Origin of the sequence: Paracoccus wurundjeri (assembly GCF_030678915.1) — a bacterium.
Taxonomy (GTDB): domain Bacteria; phylum Pseudomonadota; class Alphaproteobacteria; order Rhodobacterales; family Rhodobacteraceae; genus Paracoccus; species Paracoccus onubensis_A.
This window is the reverse complement of record NZ_JAUUTZ010000016.1, coordinates 79,527-101,489: the sequence shown is the minus strand read 5'-3', so window position 1 is coordinate 101,489 and position 21,963 is coordinate 79,527. Positions and strand designations below refer to the sequence as shown.

Below are 21,963 nucleotides of genomic sequence, written 5' to 3'. Positions count from 1 at the left end.
GGCAAAGACTCCGAGAAGATCTGGCGTCCGTTCACATGGCGGGCCCACCGGACTGGCCGGCGGGATTCTGCATGATCAGGCAAGACTAGCTCTCTCAACTTTATGTCTCGAAGGAAGCCAGGGGAACAGGTGTTGCAATTGCGCTCTTGGCGGATGCCGAACGCCGCCTGGCGGCGGTCGGGGCGACAAGAGCATGGCTCGCCTGTGCAATCGGCAACGAGCGAGCAATGCGGTTCTACGAAAAGCACGGCTGGTGCCGTGTCGGCTCAACGATCAATGCGTTGGAAACAGCTAAGGGTATCTTCGAGCTTGAAGTATGGCGTTACGAGAAAACAATCTCACCCCTTGCGCCTTAACCCAACACCAAGTCATCGGTGTCTAAGCCGTACCCTCATGCCGCGGCCCGCATCGGAAGTCTTTCGCCACCACAGACGTTCAGAGCTGGCTTGGCAAGGTGACGATGATTGGTCTCCGATCCGTGACAACGACGGTATGTTCATACTGGACGACAGGTGCCGGCGGTTCGCTGTAGAGGGTCCATTCATCCTCGCCTGCGGCAGCCCAGATGCCACCTCGGGACAGGAACGGCTCGACCGTTAGCACCATGCCCTTGTGCATCCGCCGCTTATCACCGCGTGTTGGCCAAGTGGCGACCTCTTCGGGGAACTCGTGTAATGCCCGGCCAACCCCATGACTGGCAAGGTTCCGGATCAGGGTATAGCCCCGAGATGAAGCAAACCGCCCGATGGCATTGCCGATCCCGGCTAAAGGTTTGTTGTGGCTTACTTGCGCAATCCCGATCTGCATCGCGCGTTTGCCGTCCCGGCACAAGCGATCGAGAGATGGACTGGTATGCCCCATCCGGAATGTGGCTCCGGTATCGGCGAAATAGTCATTCTTGGAGGCGGAGACATCAATATTGACCATATCCCCCTCTTTCAGGGAGCGGTCTCCCGGAATACCATGTGCGATCTCCTCGTTGACGCTGATGCAAGTGGCACCCGGAAAGTCATATGTAGCCTCTGGGGCGGAGACCGCGCCCTCACGATACAGAAGCTCGCGACCTATCTCGTCAAGCTCTCGGGTCGTCATGCCGGGCTCCATCGCCTTTGACATGGCATGCATGGTGTTGGCCACGACGCGGCCGATATCCTTCAGGCCGTCCAGTTCGTCTTGATTGGTGATCGTCATTCTATTTCCTAACCTGGCACAGAATTCCTGTCGACGTTAGCAATGGTCGTCTGCTTCATTCTTGTCTTTATAGATCACCTGATCAGGGAGCCAGCCAGCATCGACAACGTCACCACCAACGACCGCTAGCGGCCAGCACTGCCGCAAGGCCTTCTTGCAGGTCCCTGACGAAATACTCCGGCGCCTCCAGCGATGGGAAATGTCCCCCGGTTTCAGGCGCCTCCCATCGGACGATTTGTCGATACCGCTCCTGTGCCCAGGCGCGCGGACATTTTTCGATGTCGCGGGGATATATACTGATAACCGATGGAACATCGACTCGAAGTTCGGAGTCGAGCGTGTTCACACCGCCGTGGCGCTCGTAGTAGATGCGGGCCGCCGATGCGCCGGTCCGCGTCAGCCAATACAGAGTGACCTCATCAAGAACGCGATCCATGGAAATTGTTTTGAACGGGCTATCTTCGGTATCTGTCCACTCAGCGAATTTGTCGAGGATCCAGGCCAGAAGCCCGACTAGTGAGTCGACAAGTGCATAGCCGATAGTCTGCGGCCGGGTCGCCTGCTGCTTCGCATATGCTGCGCGGTAAAGCCGGAAACCGCACATATGGTTATGACGTGGCGATGGACGAGCAGGACGGGGCAGGGGCGCTCGTCATCAATGATGATCAGGCGTTGATCGTGCGTCGCATCGTCCGTGACTTTGCTGACGGGAAGACAGGTCCTGTTCGAGCAAAATGAATGCCCGCCCGATCGGGGCTCGTGCCTGGCGCACGTCCGCGCCAGACTTCAGCCCATCTTTGATGCTGTCGCCGCGGCAGTTGCAGAATATCGGCTGCACCCAGAGCCGAAATCCGGGCCGAAACGAGCGTCGGCAGGGGTGCCTGCAGGGACCTGCAAAAAGGTGGCAACTCCCCCGTCACCGTCTTTCCCCAGGTTCCTGGGGGATGACATCCGGCATGCGCCGCGCAAATGGACGACATCGCCGGCGTTTTGAGGGGCTGGAGGACGGTCTTCCGTCCAGGGCGCGGATGGATCATCCTCGCTTTCCCGTTCTCTGGCAGCGCGGTGCCTGACCGCGCCTTCGTGACGCTGGATCCGTCCTTGCCCGGATGCACCGGTCTTCGGTCAGGATTTTGATCTTGAAGCTGCGCGTTACGGTTCTACCGGATCGCGTCGCGCGCCTGCGTCTATGCAATCACCGCAAGCCATCTTTTTTCGCGTGTGCGACGATCAAATCAATAACCAGAGCGAATAAAGTGCCAAAATCATAGTATTGGACGAATAGTTTTCCGAACCATAGCATTGGTCATATCGCGCAGCCCGCGTGGTCAAGGCAGAATGCAAAAAAAGCGCCTCAGGTGCGTCCAGCAAGGGGAAACGCCATGAAATCTTCTTTCCGACTTAGGCTCGAGTACACGGCTGCGGCTGTCGCCGCAGCGGTCCTCTCACCGGTGGCAGGCGCTGCGCAGGCGTTTGACCTGTCCACCCTCGAACCCGTGCCGGAACTTGTCGAACGTGTACCAGAGGAAATTGCGAACCGTGGCGTCCTGATCGGCGGCGCGGATAATGCTTATGCCCCGTGGGAGTTCCTTGCGGGTGACGATGGTCAAACGCCTCAGGGGATCGATATCGATTTGGGTAGAGCCATCGCAAGGACACTCGGACTGGAATATGAATCCCGCACGGCCCCGTTCCCTTCGATCTTGCCATCTCTCGGATCGAAATACGATATCGGTCTCAACGCCCTTTCGATCACCAATGAGCGGATGGAGGTAGTGAACTTCATTACCTATTCCGACACTCAGAGCCTCTGGGTCGTCAGGGAAGGCAATCCGACCGGGTTCGATCCGGCCAATTATTGTGGTGCGACGGTCGCGATCATGCCGGGCACCTACCATGAAAAGCACATGGATATTGATAACCAGGCCTGCCTGGACGCCGACAAGCCTGCTATTAAGAAACTTCCGTTTTCCGTCCAGACCGAAGCCATCACGCGGGTCGCGACCGGCGGCGCAGACGCAACCGTCACCGGCGGTGGTACGGCGGCCTACGCGGTCAAGCAGAGTGGCGGCAAACTCGAAAACCTGGAGCCGGTCGGCTCGATGGGCCAGCGCGGTCCGAACGGCATTGCCGTGATAAAGGATGACACAGAACTGACGCAGTTGATTGCGGACTCTTTGAACTACCTGATCGACGAAGGTGTCTACGCTGAAATCTACGAATTCTGGGGCGTGGGCCATTTTCTGGTCGACGAGGCCGTCATCAACCCGAAAGTCGAGAACTGATATGACATCTGATACGACAGCTTGGGTCCTGGAAGGCGAAAATGCCTCCCGGGGCACAGATCGGCCCGTTGAACTCAATCAGGTGACTCCGCGTCGCCATCCGGGCCGCTGGATTGCCATCGTGCTGCTCGGGATCGTCGTGATGCAGGTGGCGCACAACGTTATCGTCAACCCGAACTTTCACTGGAATGTATTTTGGCAATACCTCTTTGCCCCGACGGTGATTGCCGGGGTGGGCTGGACATTGGTGCTGACGGTGGTTGCCATGCTGGTCGGGATCACCTGTGCTGCCATCCTGGTTCTGATGCGCGACAGTGACAACCCGATCCTGAAGACGCTCTCCTGGGTGTGGATCTGGTTCTTCCGCGGCACGCCGCTTTACACCCAGCTTCTGTTCTGGGGTCTGTTTGCGGTTCTGTTCCCCCGCCTGTCGATATCTGTTCCTTTCGGTCCAGAAATACTTGGCGTGCCGACCGAATGGGTCGTGAGCGCCGGGGTGGCCGCAGTCTTGGGGTTAGGTCTGAACGAAAGCGCCTACCTGGCCGAGATCTTTCGAGCGGGTTTCAAGGCCATAGACCGGGGACAAACCGAAGCAGCGCAGGCCATCGGAATGTCACGCGCACGCATATGGTGGCGGATTCTTCTGCCACAGGCGATGCGCACGATCATTCCGCCGACAGGGAACGAAACCATCGGCATGCTCAAAGGTACCGCACTTGTTCTGGCTGTTCCCTTCACGCTGGACCTGATGTTTGCCACCAGTGCGATCGCGAACCGTATCTACCTGCCCGTTCCAATGCTGATGGTTGCAGCATTCTGGTACCTGATAATCACCTCGGTGATGATGATCGGGCAGTATTATCTCGAACGTCATTTCGGAAAGGGGCAGGACTATGTCCAGACTCGCCACATCTGAGCAAACCGTCCCGGCCATTTCCCTTGAGAGCATCCACAAGTTCTTCGGCACCTTCCATGCGCTTCGCGGGGTGAATCTGACCATCGCCAAAGGCGAGGTCTGTGTTGCGATCGGTCCGTCCGGGTCGGGCAAGTCGACCCTCCTGCGCTGCATCAACCAAATTGAGGAAATCTCGGCAGGGCGCGTCAGGATCGGCGGTACGCTTCAGGGATATGACGAACGCAATGGCCGGCTTTACGAACTGTCTCCCCGGGCGATCGACCGGCAGCGGCGCCTGACGGGTATGGTCTTTCAGCGGTTCAATCTCTTCCCGCACAAGACGGCGCTTGGCAACGTTACCGAGGGGCCCATTCATGTGAAGCGCGTTCCCAAAGCCAAGGCGCTTGGTCAGGGCCGGGACCTTTTGGCCCGTGTGGGGCTGGCAGACTTGGCGGACCGCTATCCCAACCAGTTGTCCGGCGGACAGCAGCAGCGCGTTGCAATCGCGCGGGCACTGGCGATGGAACCCGAAGTGATGCTCTTTGACGAACCGACATCGGCCTTGGACCCTGAACTGGTCGGTGAAGTTCTCGATGTCATCAAGGATTTGGCCGTGTCCGGGATGACCATGATGCTGGTCACGCACGAGATTGGCTTCGCCCGCGAAGTCGGTGACCACCTTGTGTTCATGGATCATGGAACGATTGTCGAAGAAGGGCGTCCCAAAGAGATGCTGGAGACGCCGAAAAATCCGCGCACCCAGGCATTCCTGTCAAAGGTGCTGTAGCGATGCTGTCCGAAAATAAATCAGCCGCTGAACTGCCCGTATTTGTTCAGCGCCTCACCCAGTTCGGCGATGAACTCCTCGACGATCCGCGAGACGGGACGATGCGGGGGCAGGATAAGAAGCGTCCTGAAGTGCAGTTCGGGCTCGAAAGGGCGCATCACCAGCCCGCGCCCTTCGAAAAGCTCCGCTGTCAGCGGATCGACCAGCCCCACTCCAAGCCTCGCCGCCACCATGGCGCAAATTGTGGTGGAGTACGGGGTTTCGAGAATGACGCTCAGCTCGACGCCTTCAGCTGCGATCGCTGTCTCGGCCTGCTGGCGTGTTGTGTCTTCGGGCGAAAGCGCGATGAACGGATGATCCACGAGGTCTGTCGGCCGAATGACCTGAAGCTTTTCGAGCGGATGTCCTTCGGGTATCGCGAGCCAGGCGCGAAAGTGAGCGAAGGGGCGCACCTCGACGCCGGTCTTGTCGATCTCGTCGGCTACGACTCCGATATCGAACTGGCCCGATGCGACGAGGTCCCTCACCACCGAGGACATCCGCGTCTGGAATGTGATGGCAATGCCCGGATTCTTCGAGGTCAGTGCCGCAAGGGCGCTCGGTATGATATTGGTCGACAGGGCGGAAAGCGAAGCAACGCGCAACTCACCAGAGCCGAAATCACGAATCCGCGCTGCTGCCCCGCGAAGATGCGCAAGGCCCGCGAAGGCATGCTCCACTTCGCGGAAAAAGAGTTGACCTTCGGCTGTGGGGCGCAAGCGACCCTTCACCCGGTGAAACACCGGAAACCCGATGGCGCGTTCCAGATCCTGGATCGTCTTGCTGACCGAGGGTTGGGATATCCTCAGCACTTCGGCCGCACGGGCGGTGGTCCCGTTGGTGACCACCGCGCGGAAGACTTCGATCTGGCGCAAGTTCATAGGCGTCAGCCTCCAAGACAATCAATATCAAAATGGAATGATAAGAGCGCAATCTATAGCGTCAATGCATATGATGTGCGAGCGTGGAAGATGGAGAGGAAATAATGGCAACCGGTGATTTGACCCAATGTGTCCTAACCCCACGAATTCCGACGGAAGGGTTCGATCCGGTCGGTGTCGGCGTGCATCGCGCATCGACGATCCTGTTCGATAACGCGGTCGCCTATGCCAGCCGTGGCGAGCGCGGAGAAAAGGGGTATTCCTATGGTCTCTACGGTACGCCGACGACCCGGACCCTGGAAGAAAAGCTGACCCAGCTCGAACATGCCGCGCGCACCTTCCTTGCGCCCTCCGGGCAGGCGGCGAATGCTCTTGCGGTGATGGCGTTCCTGAATGAGGGTGACCATATCCTGCTGGCGGACACCGTATATCCCCCAATGCGCGATTTCGCCGGGTCGGATCTGGCAAGGATGGGGATCGCAGTTGACTTCTTCGATCCGACCGACCTCGACGATCTTCAGGCGCGGATCAGATCGAACACCCGGATCGTCTGGTGCGAGAGCCCCGGATCGACGACGATGGAACTGATGGATTTGCCGGCGGCGGCGGAACTGGCGCATGAAGCTGGCGCGCTTCTGGGTGTGGATAATACTTGGGCAACACCGCTAAACCTGAAGCCACTGACATTGGGCGCCGACATTGTCACCGAGGCCCTGACCAAATACGTGTCCGGCCATTCCGATGTGCTGATGGGGTCTATATCGGTTCGCGATCCCGCGCTGGCGAAACCGGTCAGTGACATGATCGGACGGATGGGAATCGGAACCTCACCGGACGATGCTTCATTGGTTCTGCGCGGGTTCGAGACATTGGGCGTACGACTGCGCCATAGCGGCACCGTGGCGCAGCATTTTGCAGAGCGGCTTGCCGATAGCCCGATGGTCAGCAGGGTACTTTTCCCTGGGCTGTCGACGATGTCGGGGCACCATATCTTCAAGCGGGATTTTTTCGGTAGTAGCGGAGTTTTCTCTCTGACATTTCCCGAGAGCGTCGCGCCGCATGTCTCGCCTGCCCTCGATCATCTTAGCGTGTTTGGGATTGGTGCGTCCTGGGGTGGCACGCGCAGCCTTGCTGCGCCGATGTCGGTCGGGACCAGCCGCAGTGCCACCCGATGGGAAGAGCCGGACGTAATCCTGCGACTCTCGATCGGGCTGGAGGATGAAGGCGAGCTTTGGGAAGATCTCCAGCGGTTGATTGCCGCGCTCGTGAAACTCAGCGCCGTCTCAGGCGTGGCTGAGTGACTGGCTTTTCCGCCGGCACTTCATGGCCTGCTCCGAGGTGAGGTGCGGAGCCAAACGAAGCAGCGTTACGCAGGAAGGATATTTGGCGTGCTGAAAATTGAACGTGCACTAGAGGAAGTTGACGCCAATCTCGAGAAGTCAGTTGCCGATTTGCTGGAACTGATTTCCATTCCGTCCGTTTCGGGAGAAGAGGCGGGCAAGCCGGGTATCGCCCAGGCTGCCGAATGGCTGAACGATGCGCTGGCAGGTATCGGCTTCTCGTCCCGAGTTGTGAAAACGGCTTGCAACCCGGTTGTTCTTGCCAGGTCCGACGGGGCGCCCGAGGGCGGCAAGCGGCTGCTCTTCTACGGACACTATGATGTGCAACCCGTTGCCCCGCGCGACGCTTGGACGCACGATCCGTTCGCGCCCAAAATCATCGAAGAAGATGGACTTCGCCGATTTTACGGGCGTGGGGCGTCTGATAGCAAGAGCCAGCTCTGGTCTTTCGTAGAGGCTCTGCGTGCGTGGAAAGCGGCCAACGGCACCTTTCCTGCGAATATTGTGATCATGCTTGAAGGGGAAGAAGAGATGGGATCGCCCAGCCTTTCCGACTTCCTCGAACGACACCGCGAAGAGCTGGATTGCAACGTGGCGTTCATCTGCGACAGTGATATGTGGTCACCGGCCCGACCGTCGATTACCACGCAGCTCAAGGGGCTGGTGCATGAGACTGTCACGATCCGAGTCCCCAATCCCGACCTGCATTCCGGTCATTACGGGGCTGTCGCAGCCAATCCGATCCGGATTCTCAGCAATATCCTTTCGTCGCTTCACGACGGGAAGGGGAGGGTGACCATCGGCGGGTTTTATGACGGTGTAAACGAACTGACGGAACGCCAACGCAGGCGGTGGAATGACTTGTTGGAAGAAATGGACGGCTCTGCAGAGGTCAGCCTTGCCGGGGGCGTCATTGAAGACGGCTATACGGCGGTGGAGGCGATGTGGGGCCGTCCCACCGCGGATATCAATGGCATCACCGGCGGGAACCAGGGGCCGGGCGGACGCTCCGTGCTTCCCGGCTCGGCAACGGCACGCCTGACCTTTCGGTTGGTGGCCGGGCAGAGCCCTGAAACGATCAGGACCCGGTTCCGTAAGTTCGTGTCAGACCGTGTTCCAGAGGGATGCAATGTCGAGTTTGACGGGCCGGCCGGGAATGCCGCCGTCCATTTGTCCGAGACAAATCCGTTCCTGGTCGCCACCGCGCGGGGGCTCGAAACGGAATGGGGGCAACCGACGGTGCTGAAGGGCACGGGTGGTGCCATTCCGCTGGTGGGCGCTCTCCATGACGGGCTGGGCGTGGATTGCGTGGTTCTGGGCTTCATCCTTGAAAGCGATGCGATTCACGCGCCGGACGAGCATTACGATGTCGAGCGTTTCCATCGAGGCACCCGGAGCTGGATTCGCATTTTCGGAGAAGTCCGCGAGGCTGCGGCGGTATGATGCCGTGGGATCGAAACTCCGGGTCATGAGCCGCTTCGGGCTTCGCCGGACATGAGGCCATCTGTCCGGACAATTCCGTTTTTCGGTTGTGGCTGGGCAATACGGTGTCAGCCGTCGCGACCTGGGCGCTTCCCTTGATCATTGGATATGCCGTATCAATCGAGACGATCGGTGGCGTCATAGCGGATCGCGGTGGGGCCAGGATATCCTGTTTCTCGCAAGCCTGGCCGTGGCGGCAGGAAATCTGCTCACGGCCTTGTTCCTCGGTTCCGAGCCCCCTACTGACAGAGGCTGGCAGCGACAAGACATAGACTCCTTCACTTGAGCTCTGGCTCATGGACAGCAAGCATTTTGAAGAGGTGAATGCCGTTTGGTACGAATGGTGTGAATATATGAGTGCTCTTGGGACACCTTCGTTCGGCTCTCAATATAGGGATGGAGGAGATGTCATGAACTCGAAACAATGCGAGATTGTGGGCAAACATTGCAGGATTCAGCGTACCGGAATGACAGCTTTTTGCAGAAGTTCCATCACTTCGGCCTTCTCCATCCAGCCCTGTTCTATCATGGTTTCGATAAATGGCACGCCGTCATTCTCCGCCTGTTTGACGATTGCCGAGACCCGGGCATAGCCCAGCCGGGGCACCATAACAGTCGCCAGCGCCGGTGAATTCATCAGGAGTTCCAGCGCCCGCGCCGGATTGGCTTCGATTCCACAGATGCATTTTTCGGCGAAAAGCAAGCTGCCCCGGGTCAGCAGTCGTGTGCTGTCAAAGAGATGCGCCGCGATGACCGGCTCGAAATGGTTGATCTCAAGCTGACCGGCCATCGCCGCAAGACTGACGCTGGTGTCGTTGCCCGACAGTGTAAACGCGATCTGCTGCATCAGCATCGGCAACACCGGGTTGATTTTGCCGGGCATGATCGACGAGCCGGGCTGGATTGCCGGCAGGCGGATTTCTCCAAGACCGGTCTGCGGGTCCGAGGAAAGCAGGATCAGATCATGCGCGATTTTGGCCAAGGTTTCGGCAGCAATGCGGATTTCCGCTGAAACCCTGCTGAATGCATCCGAATTCTGCATGGCGTCGAAAGGATCGCTGCCGGGGCGCAGGGGAAGGTCAAGCTCTGCCGAAAGATGGCGATAAATCGCCTGGGGATAGCCCGGATCAGAGCCGAGCCCCGTGCCGATGGCCGATCCGCCCAGTGGCAGGGTCAGCAAATCCTTGGCAGTCGTTTCGATCCTGGCCGCCAGACGGCGGGTCGCGCTGGCATAACCGCCGAACTCCTGACCCAGGGTCATCGGCTGTGCCGCCTGCATACAGGTGCGCCCGGTTTTCAGCACCTCGGAAAACGCATCCGCCCGCCCGGCAAATGCATCGGCAAGGGTGTTCAGGGCCGCGACCAATGGGCCGCAGGCGTCATAAACCGCCAGTTTCACGGCAGAGGGAACCACGTCATTGGTCGACTGGCCCTGATTCACATGATCGTTCGGATGCAGGTCCGCGTAATCGCCCGCCTTGCGCCCAAGGATCTGCAAGGCGCGATTGGCGATGACCTCATTGGCGTTCATGTTGATCGAAGTCCCGCCGGATCCCTCCAGCATACTCACGATGAACTGATCATGATGCCTGCCCGCCATCAACTCCTCGCAGGCCGAGACAATGGCGGTGGCCAGCTTGGGATTCAACGTCCCGATGTCACGATTTGCCAGCGCCGCCGCTTTCTTGATCGCGGCGAGCGCATTCACAAGCCGTGGATGAGCACCGATCCTGTCACCGCCAAGCGCAGAGTTTTCCATCCCGCGCAGCGTGTTGACGCCATATAGCGCATCGGCCGGAATTTCACGGGGGCCGATGCTGTCCGTTTCAATACGAGTCATGCTCGAATGTCCTGTCAATGGAAGTAGTGAGGAAGTTGGTTAAAAGGCTGCACAGCCTGCCCCGCCGAACGGAAAGGCGGCAAGGATACCGATCCCGCGGTCAGAGTACCTGCGAAAGGAACTGTCTGGTGCGCGGATCGCTGGCATTGGAAAAGAACTGCTCTGGCGGACCATGTTCTACGATCACACCCTTGTCGGTGAAATAGATGTGATCTGCGATCTCACGGGCGAAGCCCATTTCATGGGTGACAAGGATGCAGGTCATGCCTTCGGCGGCAAGATCCTTGATCGTGACCAGCACTTCCTTGACCGTCTCGGGGTCGAGCGCGGCCGTCACCTCGTCGAACAGCATGATATCGGGACGCATCGCCAGACTGCGGGCGATAGCGACACGCTGCTGCTGACCCCCTGAAAGTTCGCCCGGATAGCTGTTTTCCTTCCCTTCAAGCCGGACCTTCCGGATCAGTTTCCGGGCCCGTTTCTCAACCTCGGCAGGGTTTTCCTTCAGCACCTTGGTCGGCGCCATCATCACGTTCTGCAAAGCGGTCTTATGGGGAAAGAGATTGTATTGCTGAAAGACCATGCCGACTTTCTTTCGCAGCGCCAGCTTGTCGAGCGACGGATCATTCACCTCCTGACCCTCGACCAGGATCGAGCCGCCCTGAATGTCGTTGAGGGCGTTGATACAGCGGATCAGCGTGGATTTCCCCGAGCCGGAGGGGCCGATGATGCAGACCACCTCGCCCTTCATGATGTCGAAACTGATCCCTTTTAGCACCGGGTGAGTTCCGAAGTTTTTGCGAACATCTTTCAGCGAGACGATGGGTTTATCGGCTGTCCAGCTCATCGGCAGTCCTTCAGAGTTTGACGGAATAGCGGCGTTCCAGCCGCGAGGTGATCAGGCTGATCGGGTAACAATAGGCAAAGAACCAGCACAGCACGTAAAGATACATCGGGATCAGGATTTCCGGCCGGCCTTCTGACGAAAGCGCCGAGCGGGCATAGCCCATGATGTCATCGACCCCGATGATCGAGACCAGCGGTGTTGCCATGGTCAGAACGGCATACAGGTTCATCCAGTTCGGTAGGATCCGCTTTACGGTCTGCGGCAGGATCACCATCCGCATCGTCTGGCCGCGGGTAAAGCCCAGAGAATCCGCGCTTTCCCATTGGCCGGTCGGCACCGATTGGATCGCGCCGCGCACGTATTCCGACATATAGGCCATGACGGGCAATGAAAGCCCGATCACCGCTTTTATCCAGCCGGGGAATGGGATCGTCTGTCCGAAGATATTGATCTCGAAGGGGATCAGGAGGATCGAGTAGAACAACAAGACCAGCCAGGGCGAGTTGCGAAAGAATTGCGTGACCAGCCAGGCTGCCCGGCGGATCAACATGAGCGGCGAAACCTGCAAGATCCCAAGCAGGACACCAAGAAGAGTGCCAAGAGCCATTGAAAGAAGCGATATCAATATGTTGTAGGCGAATCCTTGCGCAAGAAGCGGCGTCCAGCGGATCAGAACCGCGATTATCGACGATTGCTGCGGTTCGGAATTTTGCGCCCAGGCGGTGCCGATCAGGCTGATGGCAAAGCAGCCGAACACCAGCGTGAGCATCAGCGGGCTCAGCAGAAATTCGCGCCAGGTCATCACAGCTGCCGGGCGGTTGCGGCGTGGCAGCAATACATCCATATGGCCGGGGATGCGTTGGTCGGGTTCGGGGATTGGACGCAACCACATGTCAGCCTCCGTATCCGGGAATACGCAATGCCTTTTCCCAGCGGCCCATGATCCAGACGAGAATCGCGACCAGCAGGATATAGGTCAGCAGAAGAACGGTCATCATCTCGCGGACATTGAGTTGCTGGGACCAGATCTGCGCGGCAGAGTAAAGCAGTTCCGGAACCGCAATCGCATAGGCAAGCGTGGTGGTTTTCACCAGATTGACGAGATTGGTTCCCAGCGAAGGCAGCGACACGCGCAAGGCCAGCGGCAGAACGACATACCAATAGCTCTGGAAACGGGTGAAGCCCAGCGCCTCTGCGGCTTCGACGGTGGATTCCGGCACTGCCTCGATACCCGAGCGGAATATTTCGGTGTTAAGCGCCCCGGCAAAAAGTGACAGCGATATGACTGCCCAGGTGAAACCCGAGATCATCGGGACGCTCATCCCGGTTTCGGTCTGTATCCTGAGGACCGAGCCAAGGGCGAAGAAGAAGAAATAGAGTTGCACCAACGGAGGCGTGTTGCGGAAAAAGGTGACGAACATGCCGACCACTGTGCGCAGAAGCAGGAAAGGCGACCCCTGTGCCCAGGCCCCGGTGATGCCGACGATCAGCGAGAAGAAGACCGACAGGACCGACAGTTTTACCGTCATCCACAATCCGTCAAGGAACTGCGCCCGGTCCCAGTCGTCATAACCGATGGTGAGATTTATTCCGTGACTCTGTTGAAGCCACAGAAAGAAAGATTGGACAGTTTCCACCGTCATCCCCCCTGACATGAACGGACCGGTGCGACGAACCGGCAGGATCAGCGTGATTTACCTGAACTTCTCATGCTGCTCTTGCAGAAACGGGCTGTCGGCGATGCCATGCGCGGCATTTGCCTCGATCAGATAACCGGTCTTGTGCCAATCGGTAATGATTTCGCTGATCTTCTGGCCATAAGCCTCATCCAGCTCCGCCAGCGGTACCGCGATGGCCCAGGGTTGCAATTGCTCGGTGGCAAAGGGCATCTCGTAATCGGCCCAAACTGCTTCGGTCATCAACTGGCTTTCTACCCAGGTATTGTCGTAAACCAAGCCGACGCAGCTTCCATTGGTCAGGGCGGCGGTCGCCTCGGGCACGCCTGCGAAGGCGACGATATTGGCTTTGTATTTCTGTGATATCTCGCGCAGATAATAACTGCCCTGGATGGCGCAAAGATCCTTGCCCTCCAGATCCGGCCATTCCTTGAGGCCATTCGCTTTCGGAGCCAGAACATTGGCACCTGCCGCATAATAATTTGGCTCGACCATGCCAACCACGGTGCGGCGCTGCGGATTGTCGCCCAGTGTCGCAATGATCAGGTCGATCCGGCCCTGTTGCAGGAATTCCATCCGGTTCGAGGCGACGACCGGGACCAGTTCGGCCTCGACGCCGAGACGTTCGGCAATGTCGCGCGCCAGATCGATTTCAAGCCCGACCGGATTGCCCTCTGCATCCAGATATCCCCAGGGACGGTAATCATTCTTTACGCCGACCACGATCTTGCCCGCTTCGGCGATTTTGTCGAGCGTACCGGCGCCCGCAAGAGTGGTGCTGGCCAGAATGACGCCCACTGCGATTTTCAGAACTTTTTTCATTTATATCTCCCGTGGACAAAGCTGTTATGCGGGTTACTTCACGCTTGGAACCTGTTTCTTGCCGGGGTTTGAAACCCGTTTACTCTCGGGGTGTCGCCCAAGGAATCTCTGAATTGTGTAGCAGGTGCCTGATGCGATAATACTCCTAACCGGACATATTGTTATCATATCGGGACAGGATTGCCTCGCATTGACAGAAACATACGGTTTCGTTCTGCTGGACGACTTTGCATTGATGTCGGGGGCTGCGGCGGTGGATCCTCTGCGCGCGGCCAATCAGATGTCGGAAAAGCCGCTTTACGACTACAGCTATCTTTCGGCCAAGGGCGGTCCCGTGAGGTCGTCCTGTGGGGCCTATTTTGAAACCCTGCCCTTTGCCTCGGCTATTCGGGAGATGGACTATCTTTTCGTCATCGCGGGGGGCAATCCCTTTGTTATAGACGCGCTCGATTGCATCGGCTTTCTGCGTCAGGCCGCGCGCAAAGGGGTGCCCCTGGGCGGGATTTCCGGTGGGGTGGTGCTGTTGGCCCGTGCCGGCCTGCTGAAGGCGCGGCGTATTGCGGTTCATTGGGAATACGCCCATTCGTTACGCGAACTGGATCCCGATCTTCTGATAGAGCAGCGACTATTCGTGTTGGACCGCGACCGCGCTACCTGTGCCGGCGGGGTTGCGGCGCTGGATATGATGCATGCTCTGATCCGCTCGCATCACGGACAGATGCTGGCCGAATCGGTAAGCCGACGTTTCATCTATACCCGGATCCGCACACCCGAGGCCGCGCAGCGTGGTACCGGGGTTGAGGAAATCAGCCTGCTTCCGGCGGTATTCGGAGCGATACGGCTGATGGAGGATCACATCGCGGATCCGCTGCCGCTGGAGCATCTGGCGCGGCTTGCCGGGCTGAGCAGTCGCCAGCTTCAACGGCAGTTCCGCCAGGATCTGGGCTGTTCGGTAAAGGAATATTACACCAATGTTCGGCTGAACAAGGCCGACGAACTTTTGCAGCAGTCGCGATTGCCGATCGGGCAAATCGCCTATGCTACCGGCTATTCCAGCCAGTCGAATTTCAGCCGTGCCTTTCTACGGCACTTTGGTGCCAGTCCTGCCGCGCGTCGTGCCACGGCGCGCGCATCTTCCCGTCCTCGTTCCAGAGATGAGCTGGATGTTCTCTCTGAGTGAACCTCGTCAGCCTGTTACTGCCCTAAGCCCACGATTTGGCAGGCAATCTTGGTCTTAAGTATATGTTGGCAATCATTGGCCATAACCATCTGCCCGAAACCAGAAATCAGCTTCTGGTTCAACATGCAGGTCGAACTCGGGAAACATCGCGGCACCACCACAACCCGGCAAAGAAGTGAGGGGTTTAGCAAGCTACGCCTGAACCGGATTTCGTGTCCGCAATCATCGATAGCTATCCCTGAAACCATCGCGAGTGGAATGTGCCGCAGCACAGTGTCCAGATCCCTGTCGAGTTTCAGATTTTGCGGTTAACGAATTTGCCCGCTCGGGCGATCTGGCAAATTCGTCATGCCCAGGATGGCCCACGCTTCCAGGCGGGTTTCGGATGATTAGACGGAGTTGAACGCCAGGCCGAACCTGCATCGCGTTTTCGCTTGCAAGATCCGGCAAGCTATCAGCCTGATACCGAATAATCCGGATCCGCTTCCGGGCGGCCGATCAATTTCTGCCGATATCTGCCGCCGATGGCTTCAAGCCCGCCGATGGCGAATGTATGAAGATGTTCGACCAGTTCCTCTCGCGGAAGGTCGAGCATGATCTTGCTGAATGGCAGATGACGGCCGACCAGCAGCAGCGCCAGACACGGCGCCCCCACGCAGGGCAGGCAAGACCATAGTGCCGGATCGTCAGGCGGAAGCGAGGTGATCTCGCCCAGTATCGGCAGGACCAGCAGGAGCTTCGGGACCACCTCGACATCGCGTAGTACCTCGATATGCGGACCGGGGGCGAGCAGTTCCCGGAACAATACGATGACGGGCCATCTATCGCTGCCCGATCCGCTGGCAACGAAGAATTCGATCAGCATTCTCAGCTTGTCGCGGGCGGGCAGCTTTGATGACGCAATGCGCTCGATATCGGCCCTGTCTATGATGCGGCGATGCGCCTCGACCAAAACGGCCTGATAAAGCCCGTTGCGGTTGCCAAAATGGTAGTTGATCGACGCCATGTCGGCCCCGGCCTTCGCCGCAACCATCTTGTTCGGCGTTCCGGCAAACCCATTGACGGCGATCAATTCTCCGGCGGTTTGGAGGATGCGCTTGCGAGTCGCCTCGCCATCGGCACGTTTTGCTTTGGTCATCTTGCGCATGAACCTCTTGTCGAAAGGCCGCACCCATCATCAGGCAGCCCAGGGGCTGTCCGGTCAGGCTGACCAAATAATATGATAATATATCATTGCGCAACCGCCGTCAGAATCCCGCCCGCGCCGCCCAGCACATAGGCGCCGGTTTTCAGCGATGCCGGGATAGGTTTTGGATTCGATTGCGTTTCCCTGAAATTACTATCTCTATTTTAACTTGGATTTAGTTTAAATCTAATTTAAATTATATGTCAAGCCAGAGAATCATGGCGCTGTGACCCAAAATCGGAAGTCCTTGCGATGAAGAAGCTGATCCCCGTTCTTGTCATCCTCGTCGCTCTTGCCGGTGGCTGGTATTGGTGGAGCCAGCGCAGCGCCACCGGTGACGGGCAGCTGACGCTTTATGGAAATGTCGATATCCGGCAGATCACCCTTGCCTTCGATGGCAGCGGACGCATCAGCAAATTGTATGTCGAGGAAGGCGATCATGTGGAAAAGGGACAGGTCGTCGGGCTGCTGGACATAAGGACATTGCAATTGCAGGCAGATGCGCAGCAAGCGACCGTCGAAGCGCAGCGGCAGGCCGTTCTGAAGCTAAGGAACGGTTCGCGCCCCGAAGAGATCGCGCAGGCGCGGGCACAGCTGGATTCCGCCGGAGCAATGCATGAGCTGGCCCGGCAGGATCTGGCGCGTGTAAGCCAGCTTCGCTCATCTCGCAGCGGTGCGACCAGCCAGCAAAGCCTTGAACAGGCGCAGGCGCAGGCCGAGGCGACCATGGCCGCCGTAGCAGAGGCGCAAGCGGCACTCGATCTGGTCGAGGCCGGAGCCCGCGCCGAGGATGTCGCTCAGGCAGAGGCGCAGCTGCGATCGGCAGAAGCCCAACTGGACCTGTTGCGCCATCAGATCAGTCAGGGAGAACTGGTTGCACCCGAAGATGCCGTCATCCGGTCGCGGCTGCGCGAGCCGGGCGATATGGTCAGTGCAAGCACGCCGGTCTTTGCCCTTGCACTGACCCGGCCGAAATGGGTGCGCGTCTATGTCAGCGAGCCTGATCTGGGCAGGATCAGCCCCGGCATGCAGGCAGAGGTCTTTGCCGATAGCCATCCCGACCAGCCGGTTGAAGGCAAGGTTGGCTATATCTCTTCAGTCGCGGAATTCACGCCGAAAAGCGTCCAGACAGAAGAGTTGCGCACGAGTCTTGTCTACGAGGTGCATGTGATCATCTCGGATCAGGCCGACAGGCTGCGGCTTGGCCAGCCGGTGACAGTCCGTCTGAAGGCCGGGGCCGGGACATGACAGACCTGACCGTCACCGCCGAAAATCTGCGCAGGTCCTTTGACGATCCGAATATCGGCAAGGTCGTGGCGGTTGACGGGCTGTCGATAAGCGTGCGCAAGGGCGAACTGACGGCTCTGGTCGGGCCCGACGGGGCGGGTAAGACGACATTGATGCGGATGTTCGCGGGCCATCTGAAGCCGCAATCGGGCAGCTTGTCGGTGCTTGGCATCGACGTGGCACAAGACCCTCAATCGGTGCAGGACCGGATCAGCTATATGCCGCAGCGCTTCGGACTTTACGAGGATCTGAGCGTTCAGGAAAATCTGGACCTTTATGCCGATCTGCATGGCGTGCCGGCGGAACAGCGGCAGGAGCGTTTCGGCCGGATGCTGGAAATGACCGATATGGCGCGGTTCACCGAACGTCCGGCGGGCAAGCTGTCGGGCGGAATGAAGCAGAAACTGGGGCTTGCCTGCACGCTAGTGCGTTCGCCCGATCTGCTGTTGCTGGACGAACCCAGCGTCGGTGTCGACCCGCTGTCGCGCCGCGATCTGTGGAAGATCGTTCAGCAGCTTGTCGATGACGAAGGGCTGAGCGTCATCGTCAGCACCGCCTATATGGATGAGGCGGAACGTTGCGCGCAGGTTTTCGTCATGGACAAGGGGCGCCTGCTGGCTCATGGCACGCCCGCCGAACTCACCTCGCGCGCGAAAGGGCTGACCTATACCGCCATTCCCTTGTCCGGGATGCCCGCCCGCGACCTGCAGGCCGGTCTGATCGACGCGCGGGACCTGATCATCGACGCGACGCCCCAGGCGGGCAATGCCCGTTTCATCAGACAGCCTACTGCGGATGAGGCCGATCTGCGGGACCTGCTGGGCGGGATCGACACGGAACCACGGCAAGAGGAGCTTGAGGATGCCTTCATGATGCTTCTGCGCGAGCAGGAGCAGGAAGACAAAGGGGCAAGCGCCGCGACCGGGGTTGTGGGAAGGAAGCAGGCCATCAAGGACGACAAGCCGGTGATCGTCGTGCGTGATCTGGTGCGCAAGTTCGGCGATTTTACTGCTGTCGCCAGCACGTCCTTCGATGTCGCGCAGGGTGAGATCTTCGGGCTTCTTGGTCCCAACGGCGCAGGCAAGACCACCACTTTCCGGATGCTTTGCGGGCTGTTGCCCGCCACCAGTGGTCATCTGGAGGTTGCGGGGCGCAATCTGCGCACCGCCCGTGCACAGGCCCGCGCCCGGATCGGCTATGTCGCGCAGAAATTCGCGCTTTATAGCAACTTGACGGTGCGCGAGAACCTGGAATTTTTCGGCGGCGCCTATGGGTTGCGGGGCCGCACCCTGAAAAACCGTATCCGCGAGGTGCTTGGGCAATTCGATCTTGACCCGTCTGCGCAAAGCGGACAGCTTCCGGCCGGTTTCAAACAGCGTCTGGCGATGGCGACCGGGCTGCTGCATCAGCCGGAGATCCTGTTTCTGGACGAGCCCACAAGCGGGATCGACCCGCTGGCGCGGCGGGCATTCTGGCGCATGATCACCGCGCTTGCACAGACCGGCGTGACCATCATCATCACCACGCATTTCATGGAAGAGGCGGAATATTGCGATCGCATCGCCATTCAGGATGCGGGAGAGATGCTGATTATCGGCACCCCTCGGGAGGTGCGCGCGCAGGCTGGCGATAGGGCGGGGCAGACCATGAACGACGCCTTCATTGCGGTTGTCGAACAGCATCGCGCCGACAGCAGGTCCCGGCAGGTGGCGGCATGAGCGGATCCGGTTTCATATCCCGGCTGATCGCATTGACGCGCAAGGAAACCCGCCAGATGCTGCGCGACCGCAGTAATCTGGTCGTGGGCCTGCTGCTGCCCTTGGTGCTGATCCTGCTGTTTGGCTATGGCCTGTCCTTCGATGTCACCGATGCCCGCGTCGCCGTCGTGCTGGAGGACAGCTCGCCCATTACGCTGAACGCCGTCGCCGGGCTGGAAGGGACCGATTATCTCAGCCCGATCTGGCTGCATTCCATGCCCGAGGCCGAAGCCATGATCCGCGCAGGAGAGGCCGAGGCCATCCTGCGCGTCCCGGCAGAGTTCACCACCGATCTGGCTCAGGGGCGCGGCACGCTGCAACTGATCCTGAACGGGGTCGATTCCAACACCTCCCAGTCGATTGATGGTTATGCCACCGGCGCGATTTCCAACGCTCTGGAACATCTCGCCGACCGGTCTGACACGCGCTTCACCGGCAGCGGCGTGACGGTCGTGACGCGGACATGGTTCAACGAGGCTGGCAACAGCACCTGGTTCCTTGTCCCCGGCCTGATCGTATTGGTGATGACACTGGTCGGCGCCTTCCTCACCTCGTTGCTGATCGCGCGGGAATGGGAGCGGGGTACGCTGGAATCGCTTTTCGTTACGCCCGTGCGCCCGCTGGAGCTGGTGCTGTCCAAGCTTGCCCCCTATCTGATCATCGGCGCGATCGACCTGATCATGTGCCTGCTGGCTGCGCGATATCTGTTCGAGGTTCCGATGCGCGGCTCTCTTTGGCTCGTGGTGCTGTCCTCGATGCTCTACCTGCTGGTGTCGCTTGGTCTTGGTCTGTGGATATCCGGGGTGACGCGCAACCAGTTCGCCGCCAGCCAGATGGCGCTGCTGATCAGCTTCATGCCGGCGATGATGTTGTCGGGTTTCGTCTTCGATTTGCGCAATGTCCCGGTTGCTGTTCAGGTCATCAGTCAGGCGCTGCCGGCCACGCATTTCATGTCGGTCATCAAGACCCTGTTCCTGGCCGGGGATTATTGGCCTACCGTCATTCGCGGCCTGGGTATCCTGACCTGTTACGCCGCCGTGCTGATATGGGCGACGCATCGCACGCTGGCGAAAAGGCTGGATTAGGCCATGCTTTATCTTGCGCAGCTATTCGCCCTGATCCGCAAGGAGTTGCGGGCGATCCTGAAGGATCCCTCCAGCCGGGCGCTGCTTTTTGCGCCGGCGTTGATGCAGGCGCTGCTGTTCGGTTCTGGCGCGACCTATGACCTTACCCATGCGCCCTATGCCGTGCTGGATCAGAGCCGCAGCGCAGCTTCGACCGAGATCATTGCCCGGCTGGAGGGCACGGGTGTGTTTCAGCGGATCGCAACACTCGACAATTCCAGTCAGATCGCCGGCCAAATCGAAAGCGGCGATGCGCTTCTGGTGCTGCAATTTCAGCCGGATTTTGCCGCCAAACTGTCGGGTGGGGCCGAGGCGCCGGTACAGGTTATCCTTGACGGGCGCAATTCATCGACAGCGGGTCTGGCCTCGGCCTATGTGTCATCCATTATTGCGGCCTATAATGCCGATCAGGGGGCGGTGCCGCCGCTGACTATCGTCAGCAGAGCGTGGTTCAATCCGAATTTCGAATCCCGCTGGAACCTGATGCCGGCGCTGATCGCCTCGCTTTCCATGCTGCAGACACTGATGCTGGCGGCCCTGTCGGTTGCGCGGGAACGCGAGCAGGGCACCTTCGATCAGCTTCAGGTCACGCCACTGACGCCGACCCAGATCCTGATCGGCAAGGCGCTGCCCTCGATCCTTGTCGGGTTGCTGCAATCGACGATCATCTATCTGATCATCCGCTATTGGTTCGGCATTCCGATGAACGGTCAGGTCTGGCTGATGTATCTGGGGCTGATCACCTTCACCACGGCGGCGGTCGGGCTGGGCCTGTCGATTTCAGCCGTGGCACTGACCATGCAGCAGGCGATGCTGTATACTTTCATCCTGATCATGCCGCTGATGCTGCTGTCCGGGCTGCTGACCCCGGTGCGCAACATGCCTGAAATCCTGCAATGGATCACCTATGCCAATCCGCTGCGTTTCGGGATCGATCTGGTTCGCCGGGTCTATCTGGAGGGCGCCGGTTTTCGCGACGTGTCTTTCGACTTCGTGCCATTGCTTGCGATCGCGGCTGTGACATTGCCGCTGGCGGCCTGGCTGTTCCGGAATCGGTTAAGCTGAGCCCCCGAAACCCGCGGCAGAACGCCTTCATTGAAAGTTTCAACGGCAACCTTGACTCCCGGCATCATGCTTTCCGTCGCAATTCGTGCCCGCTCCTCTGGTGTGCGCCGACGAGGGCCGGTTGGACCCTCAATGACCTCAAGCCGCGAAACTCCAACCTGCGACGAGCCGTCCAAATGGGTGCCCATTATGCTGTCTCGTTCTAAATCCCAAACATCCATGCAGACACACCCACAAAGGATGGACCGCTCAGATTGAAATTGGCATTGAATAATGTAA

At 59.0% G+C, this 21,963-nt stretch carries 19 protein-coding genes and 1 pseudogene; 11 read left to right on the top strand and 9 right to left on the bottom strand.

The annotated features are described in order from the left end of the window. Positions 1-101: 101 nt before the first annotated feature. Positions 102-356, top strand: a pseudogene (locus tag Q0601_RS24720) (GNAT family N-acetyltransferase); the annotation flags it as partial. Positions 357-435: 79 nt separating this feature from the next. On the opposite strand, the gene map reads toward Q0601_RS24720, so the two are convergent. Both map and Q0601_RS15975 read right to left on the bottom strand, forming a co-directional pair. Continuing rightward, complete coding sequence (gene map / locus Q0601_RS15980) at positions 436-1,191, bottom strand: type I methionyl aminopeptidase (protein ID WP_305290868.1); 756 nt, start codon at positions 1,189-1,191, stop codon at positions 436-438. Positions 1,192-1,300: 109 nt separating this feature from the next. Further along, positions 1,301-1,627: a hypothetical protein gene (locus Q0601_RS15975; RefSeq protein WP_305290867.1), complete on the bottom strand. Its 327-nt coding sequence runs from the start codon at positions 1,625-1,627 to the stop codon at positions 1,301-1,303. 946 nt (positions 1,628-2,573) lie between these two features. On the opposite strand from Q0601_RS15975, the gene Q0601_RS15970 reads away from it, so the two are divergent. Genes Q0601_RS15970 through Q0601_RS15960 form a run of 3 tightly spaced genes read left to right on the top strand, consistent with a single transcriptional unit; the run spans position 2,574 to position 5,158 of the window. Further along, positions 2,574-3,476, top strand: coding sequence for an ABC transporter substrate-binding protein (locus Q0601_RS15970; RefSeq protein WP_305290866.1), 903 nt, complete (start codon positions 2,574-2,576; stop codon positions 3,474-3,476). Position 3,477: 1 nt separating this feature from the next. Then, positions 3,478-4,392: an amino acid ABC transporter permease gene (locus Q0601_RS15965; protein WP_305290865.1), complete on the top strand. Its 915-nt coding sequence runs from the start codon at positions 3,478-3,480 to the stop codon at positions 4,390-4,392. Continuing rightward, positions 4,370-5,158 (top strand): amino acid ABC transporter ATP-binding protein, encoded by a 789-nt coding sequence (locus Q0601_RS15960; RefSeq protein WP_305290864.1) that lies wholly within the window; start codon positions 4,370-4,372, stop codon positions 5,156-5,158. The genes Q0601_RS15965 and Q0601_RS15960 overlap by 23 nt, the downstream gene beginning before the upstream one ends. 20 nt (positions 5,159-5,178) lie before the next feature. Here Q0601_RS15960 and Q0601_RS15955 read toward each other — a convergent pair whose 3' ends face one another. After that, complete coding sequence (locus Q0601_RS15955) at positions 5,179-6,078, bottom strand: LysR substrate-binding domain-containing protein (RefSeq protein ID WP_305290863.1); 900 nt, start codon at positions 6,076-6,078, stop codon at positions 5,179-5,181. Between the two features lie 104 nt (positions 6,079-6,182). Between Q0601_RS15955 and Q0601_RS15950 the strand changes: the two genes are divergently transcribed. Together Q0601_RS15950 and Q0601_RS15945 are read left to right on the top strand one after the other, a co-directional pair. Beyond that, positions 6,183-7,379, top strand: coding sequence for a trans-sulfuration enzyme family protein (locus Q0601_RS15950; protein WP_305290862.1), 1,197 nt, complete (start codon positions 6,183-6,185; stop codon positions 7,377-7,379). An 87-nt stretch (positions 7,380-7,466) separates the two neighbouring features. After that, positions 7,467-8,861, top strand: coding sequence for a M20/M25/M40 family metallo-hydrolase (locus Q0601_RS15945; RefSeq protein WP_305290861.1), 1,395 nt, complete (start codon positions 7,467-7,469; stop codon positions 8,859-8,861). 493 nt (positions 8,862-9,354) lie between these two features. On the opposite strand, the gene Q0601_RS15940 is transcribed toward Q0601_RS15945, so the two are convergent. The 5 genes from Q0601_RS15940 to Q0601_RS15920 form a co-directional block, all read right to left on the bottom strand. Beyond that, positions 9,355-10,740: an aspartate ammonia-lyase gene (locus Q0601_RS15940; RefSeq protein WP_305290860.1), complete on the bottom strand. Its 1,386-nt coding sequence runs from the start codon at positions 10,738-10,740 to the stop codon at positions 9,355-9,357. 100 nt (positions 10,741-10,840) lie between these two features. After that, a complete protein-coding gene (locus Q0601_RS15935) occupies positions 10,841-11,587 on the bottom strand; it encodes an amino acid ABC transporter ATP-binding protein (RefSeq protein ID WP_305290859.1) in 747 nt (248 codons plus the stop codon). Positions 11,588-11,597: 10 nt separating this feature from the next. Then, on the bottom strand, positions 11,598-12,479 hold the full coding sequence (locus tag Q0601_RS15930; RefSeq protein ID WP_305290858.1) for an amino acid ABC transporter permease: 882 nt from the start codon (positions 12,477-12,479) through the stop codon (positions 11,598-11,600). 1 nt (position 12,480) lies between these two features. Further along, entirely contained in the window at positions 12,481-13,230 is a 750-nt protein-coding gene (locus Q0601_RS15925; RefSeq protein ID WP_305290857.1) for an amino acid ABC transporter permease, read from the bottom strand. A gap of 51 nt (positions 13,231-13,281) precedes the next feature. Beyond that, positions 13,282-14,085 carry a transporter substrate-binding domain-containing protein gene (locus Q0601_RS15920; RefSeq protein WP_305290856.1) on the bottom strand — a complete coding sequence of 268 codons (804 nt, stop codon included), beginning with the start codon at positions 14,083-14,085 and terminating at the stop codon, positions 13,282-13,284. A 190-nt stretch (positions 14,086-14,275) separates the two neighbouring features. Here Q0601_RS15920 and Q0601_RS15915 point away from each other — a divergent pair, with 190 nt between their 5' ends. Continuing rightward, positions 14,276-15,265: a GlxA family transcriptional regulator gene (locus tag Q0601_RS15915; protein ID WP_305290855.1), complete on the top strand. Its 990-nt coding sequence runs from the start codon at positions 14,276-14,278 to the stop codon at positions 15,263-15,265. A 454-nt stretch (positions 15,266-15,719) separates the two neighbouring features. On the opposite strand, the gene Q0601_RS15910 is transcribed toward Q0601_RS15915, so the two are convergent. Further along, positions 15,720-16,403 carry a TetR/AcrR family transcriptional regulator gene (locus Q0601_RS15910; RefSeq protein ID WP_305290854.1) on the bottom strand — a complete coding sequence of 228 codons (684 nt, stop codon included), beginning with the start codon at positions 16,401-16,403 and terminating at the stop codon, positions 15,720-15,722. Positions 16,404-16,703: 300 nt separating this feature from the next. Between Q0601_RS15910 and Q0601_RS15905 the strand changes: the two genes are divergently transcribed. The 4 genes from Q0601_RS15905 to Q0601_RS15890 are packed head-to-tail and all read left to right on the top strand — an operon-like array spanning position 16,704 to position 21,684. Further along, positions 16,704-17,699 (top strand): HlyD family efflux transporter periplasmic adaptor subunit, encoded by a 996-nt coding sequence (locus Q0601_RS15905; protein ID WP_305290853.1) that lies wholly within the window; start codon positions 16,704-16,706, stop codon positions 17,697-17,699. Further along, a complete protein-coding gene (locus Q0601_RS15900) occupies positions 17,696-19,456 on the top strand; it encodes an ATP-binding cassette domain-containing protein (RefSeq protein ID WP_305290852.1) in 1,761 nt (586 codons plus the stop codon). Before Q0601_RS15905 ends, Q0601_RS15900 begins: the two co-directional genes overlap by 4 nt. Then, entirely contained in the window at positions 19,453-20,580 is a 1,128-nt protein-coding gene (locus Q0601_RS15895) for an ABC transporter permease (protein WP_305290851.1), read from the top strand. The genes Q0601_RS15900 and Q0601_RS15895 overlap by 4 nt, the downstream gene beginning before the upstream one ends. Before the next feature lie 3 nt (positions 20,581-20,583). Further along, a complete protein-coding gene (locus Q0601_RS15890; RefSeq protein ID WP_305290850.1) occupies positions 20,584-21,684 on the top strand; it encodes an ABC transporter permease in 1,101 nt (366 codons plus the stop codon). Positions 21,685-21,963 lie beyond the last annotated feature (279 nt).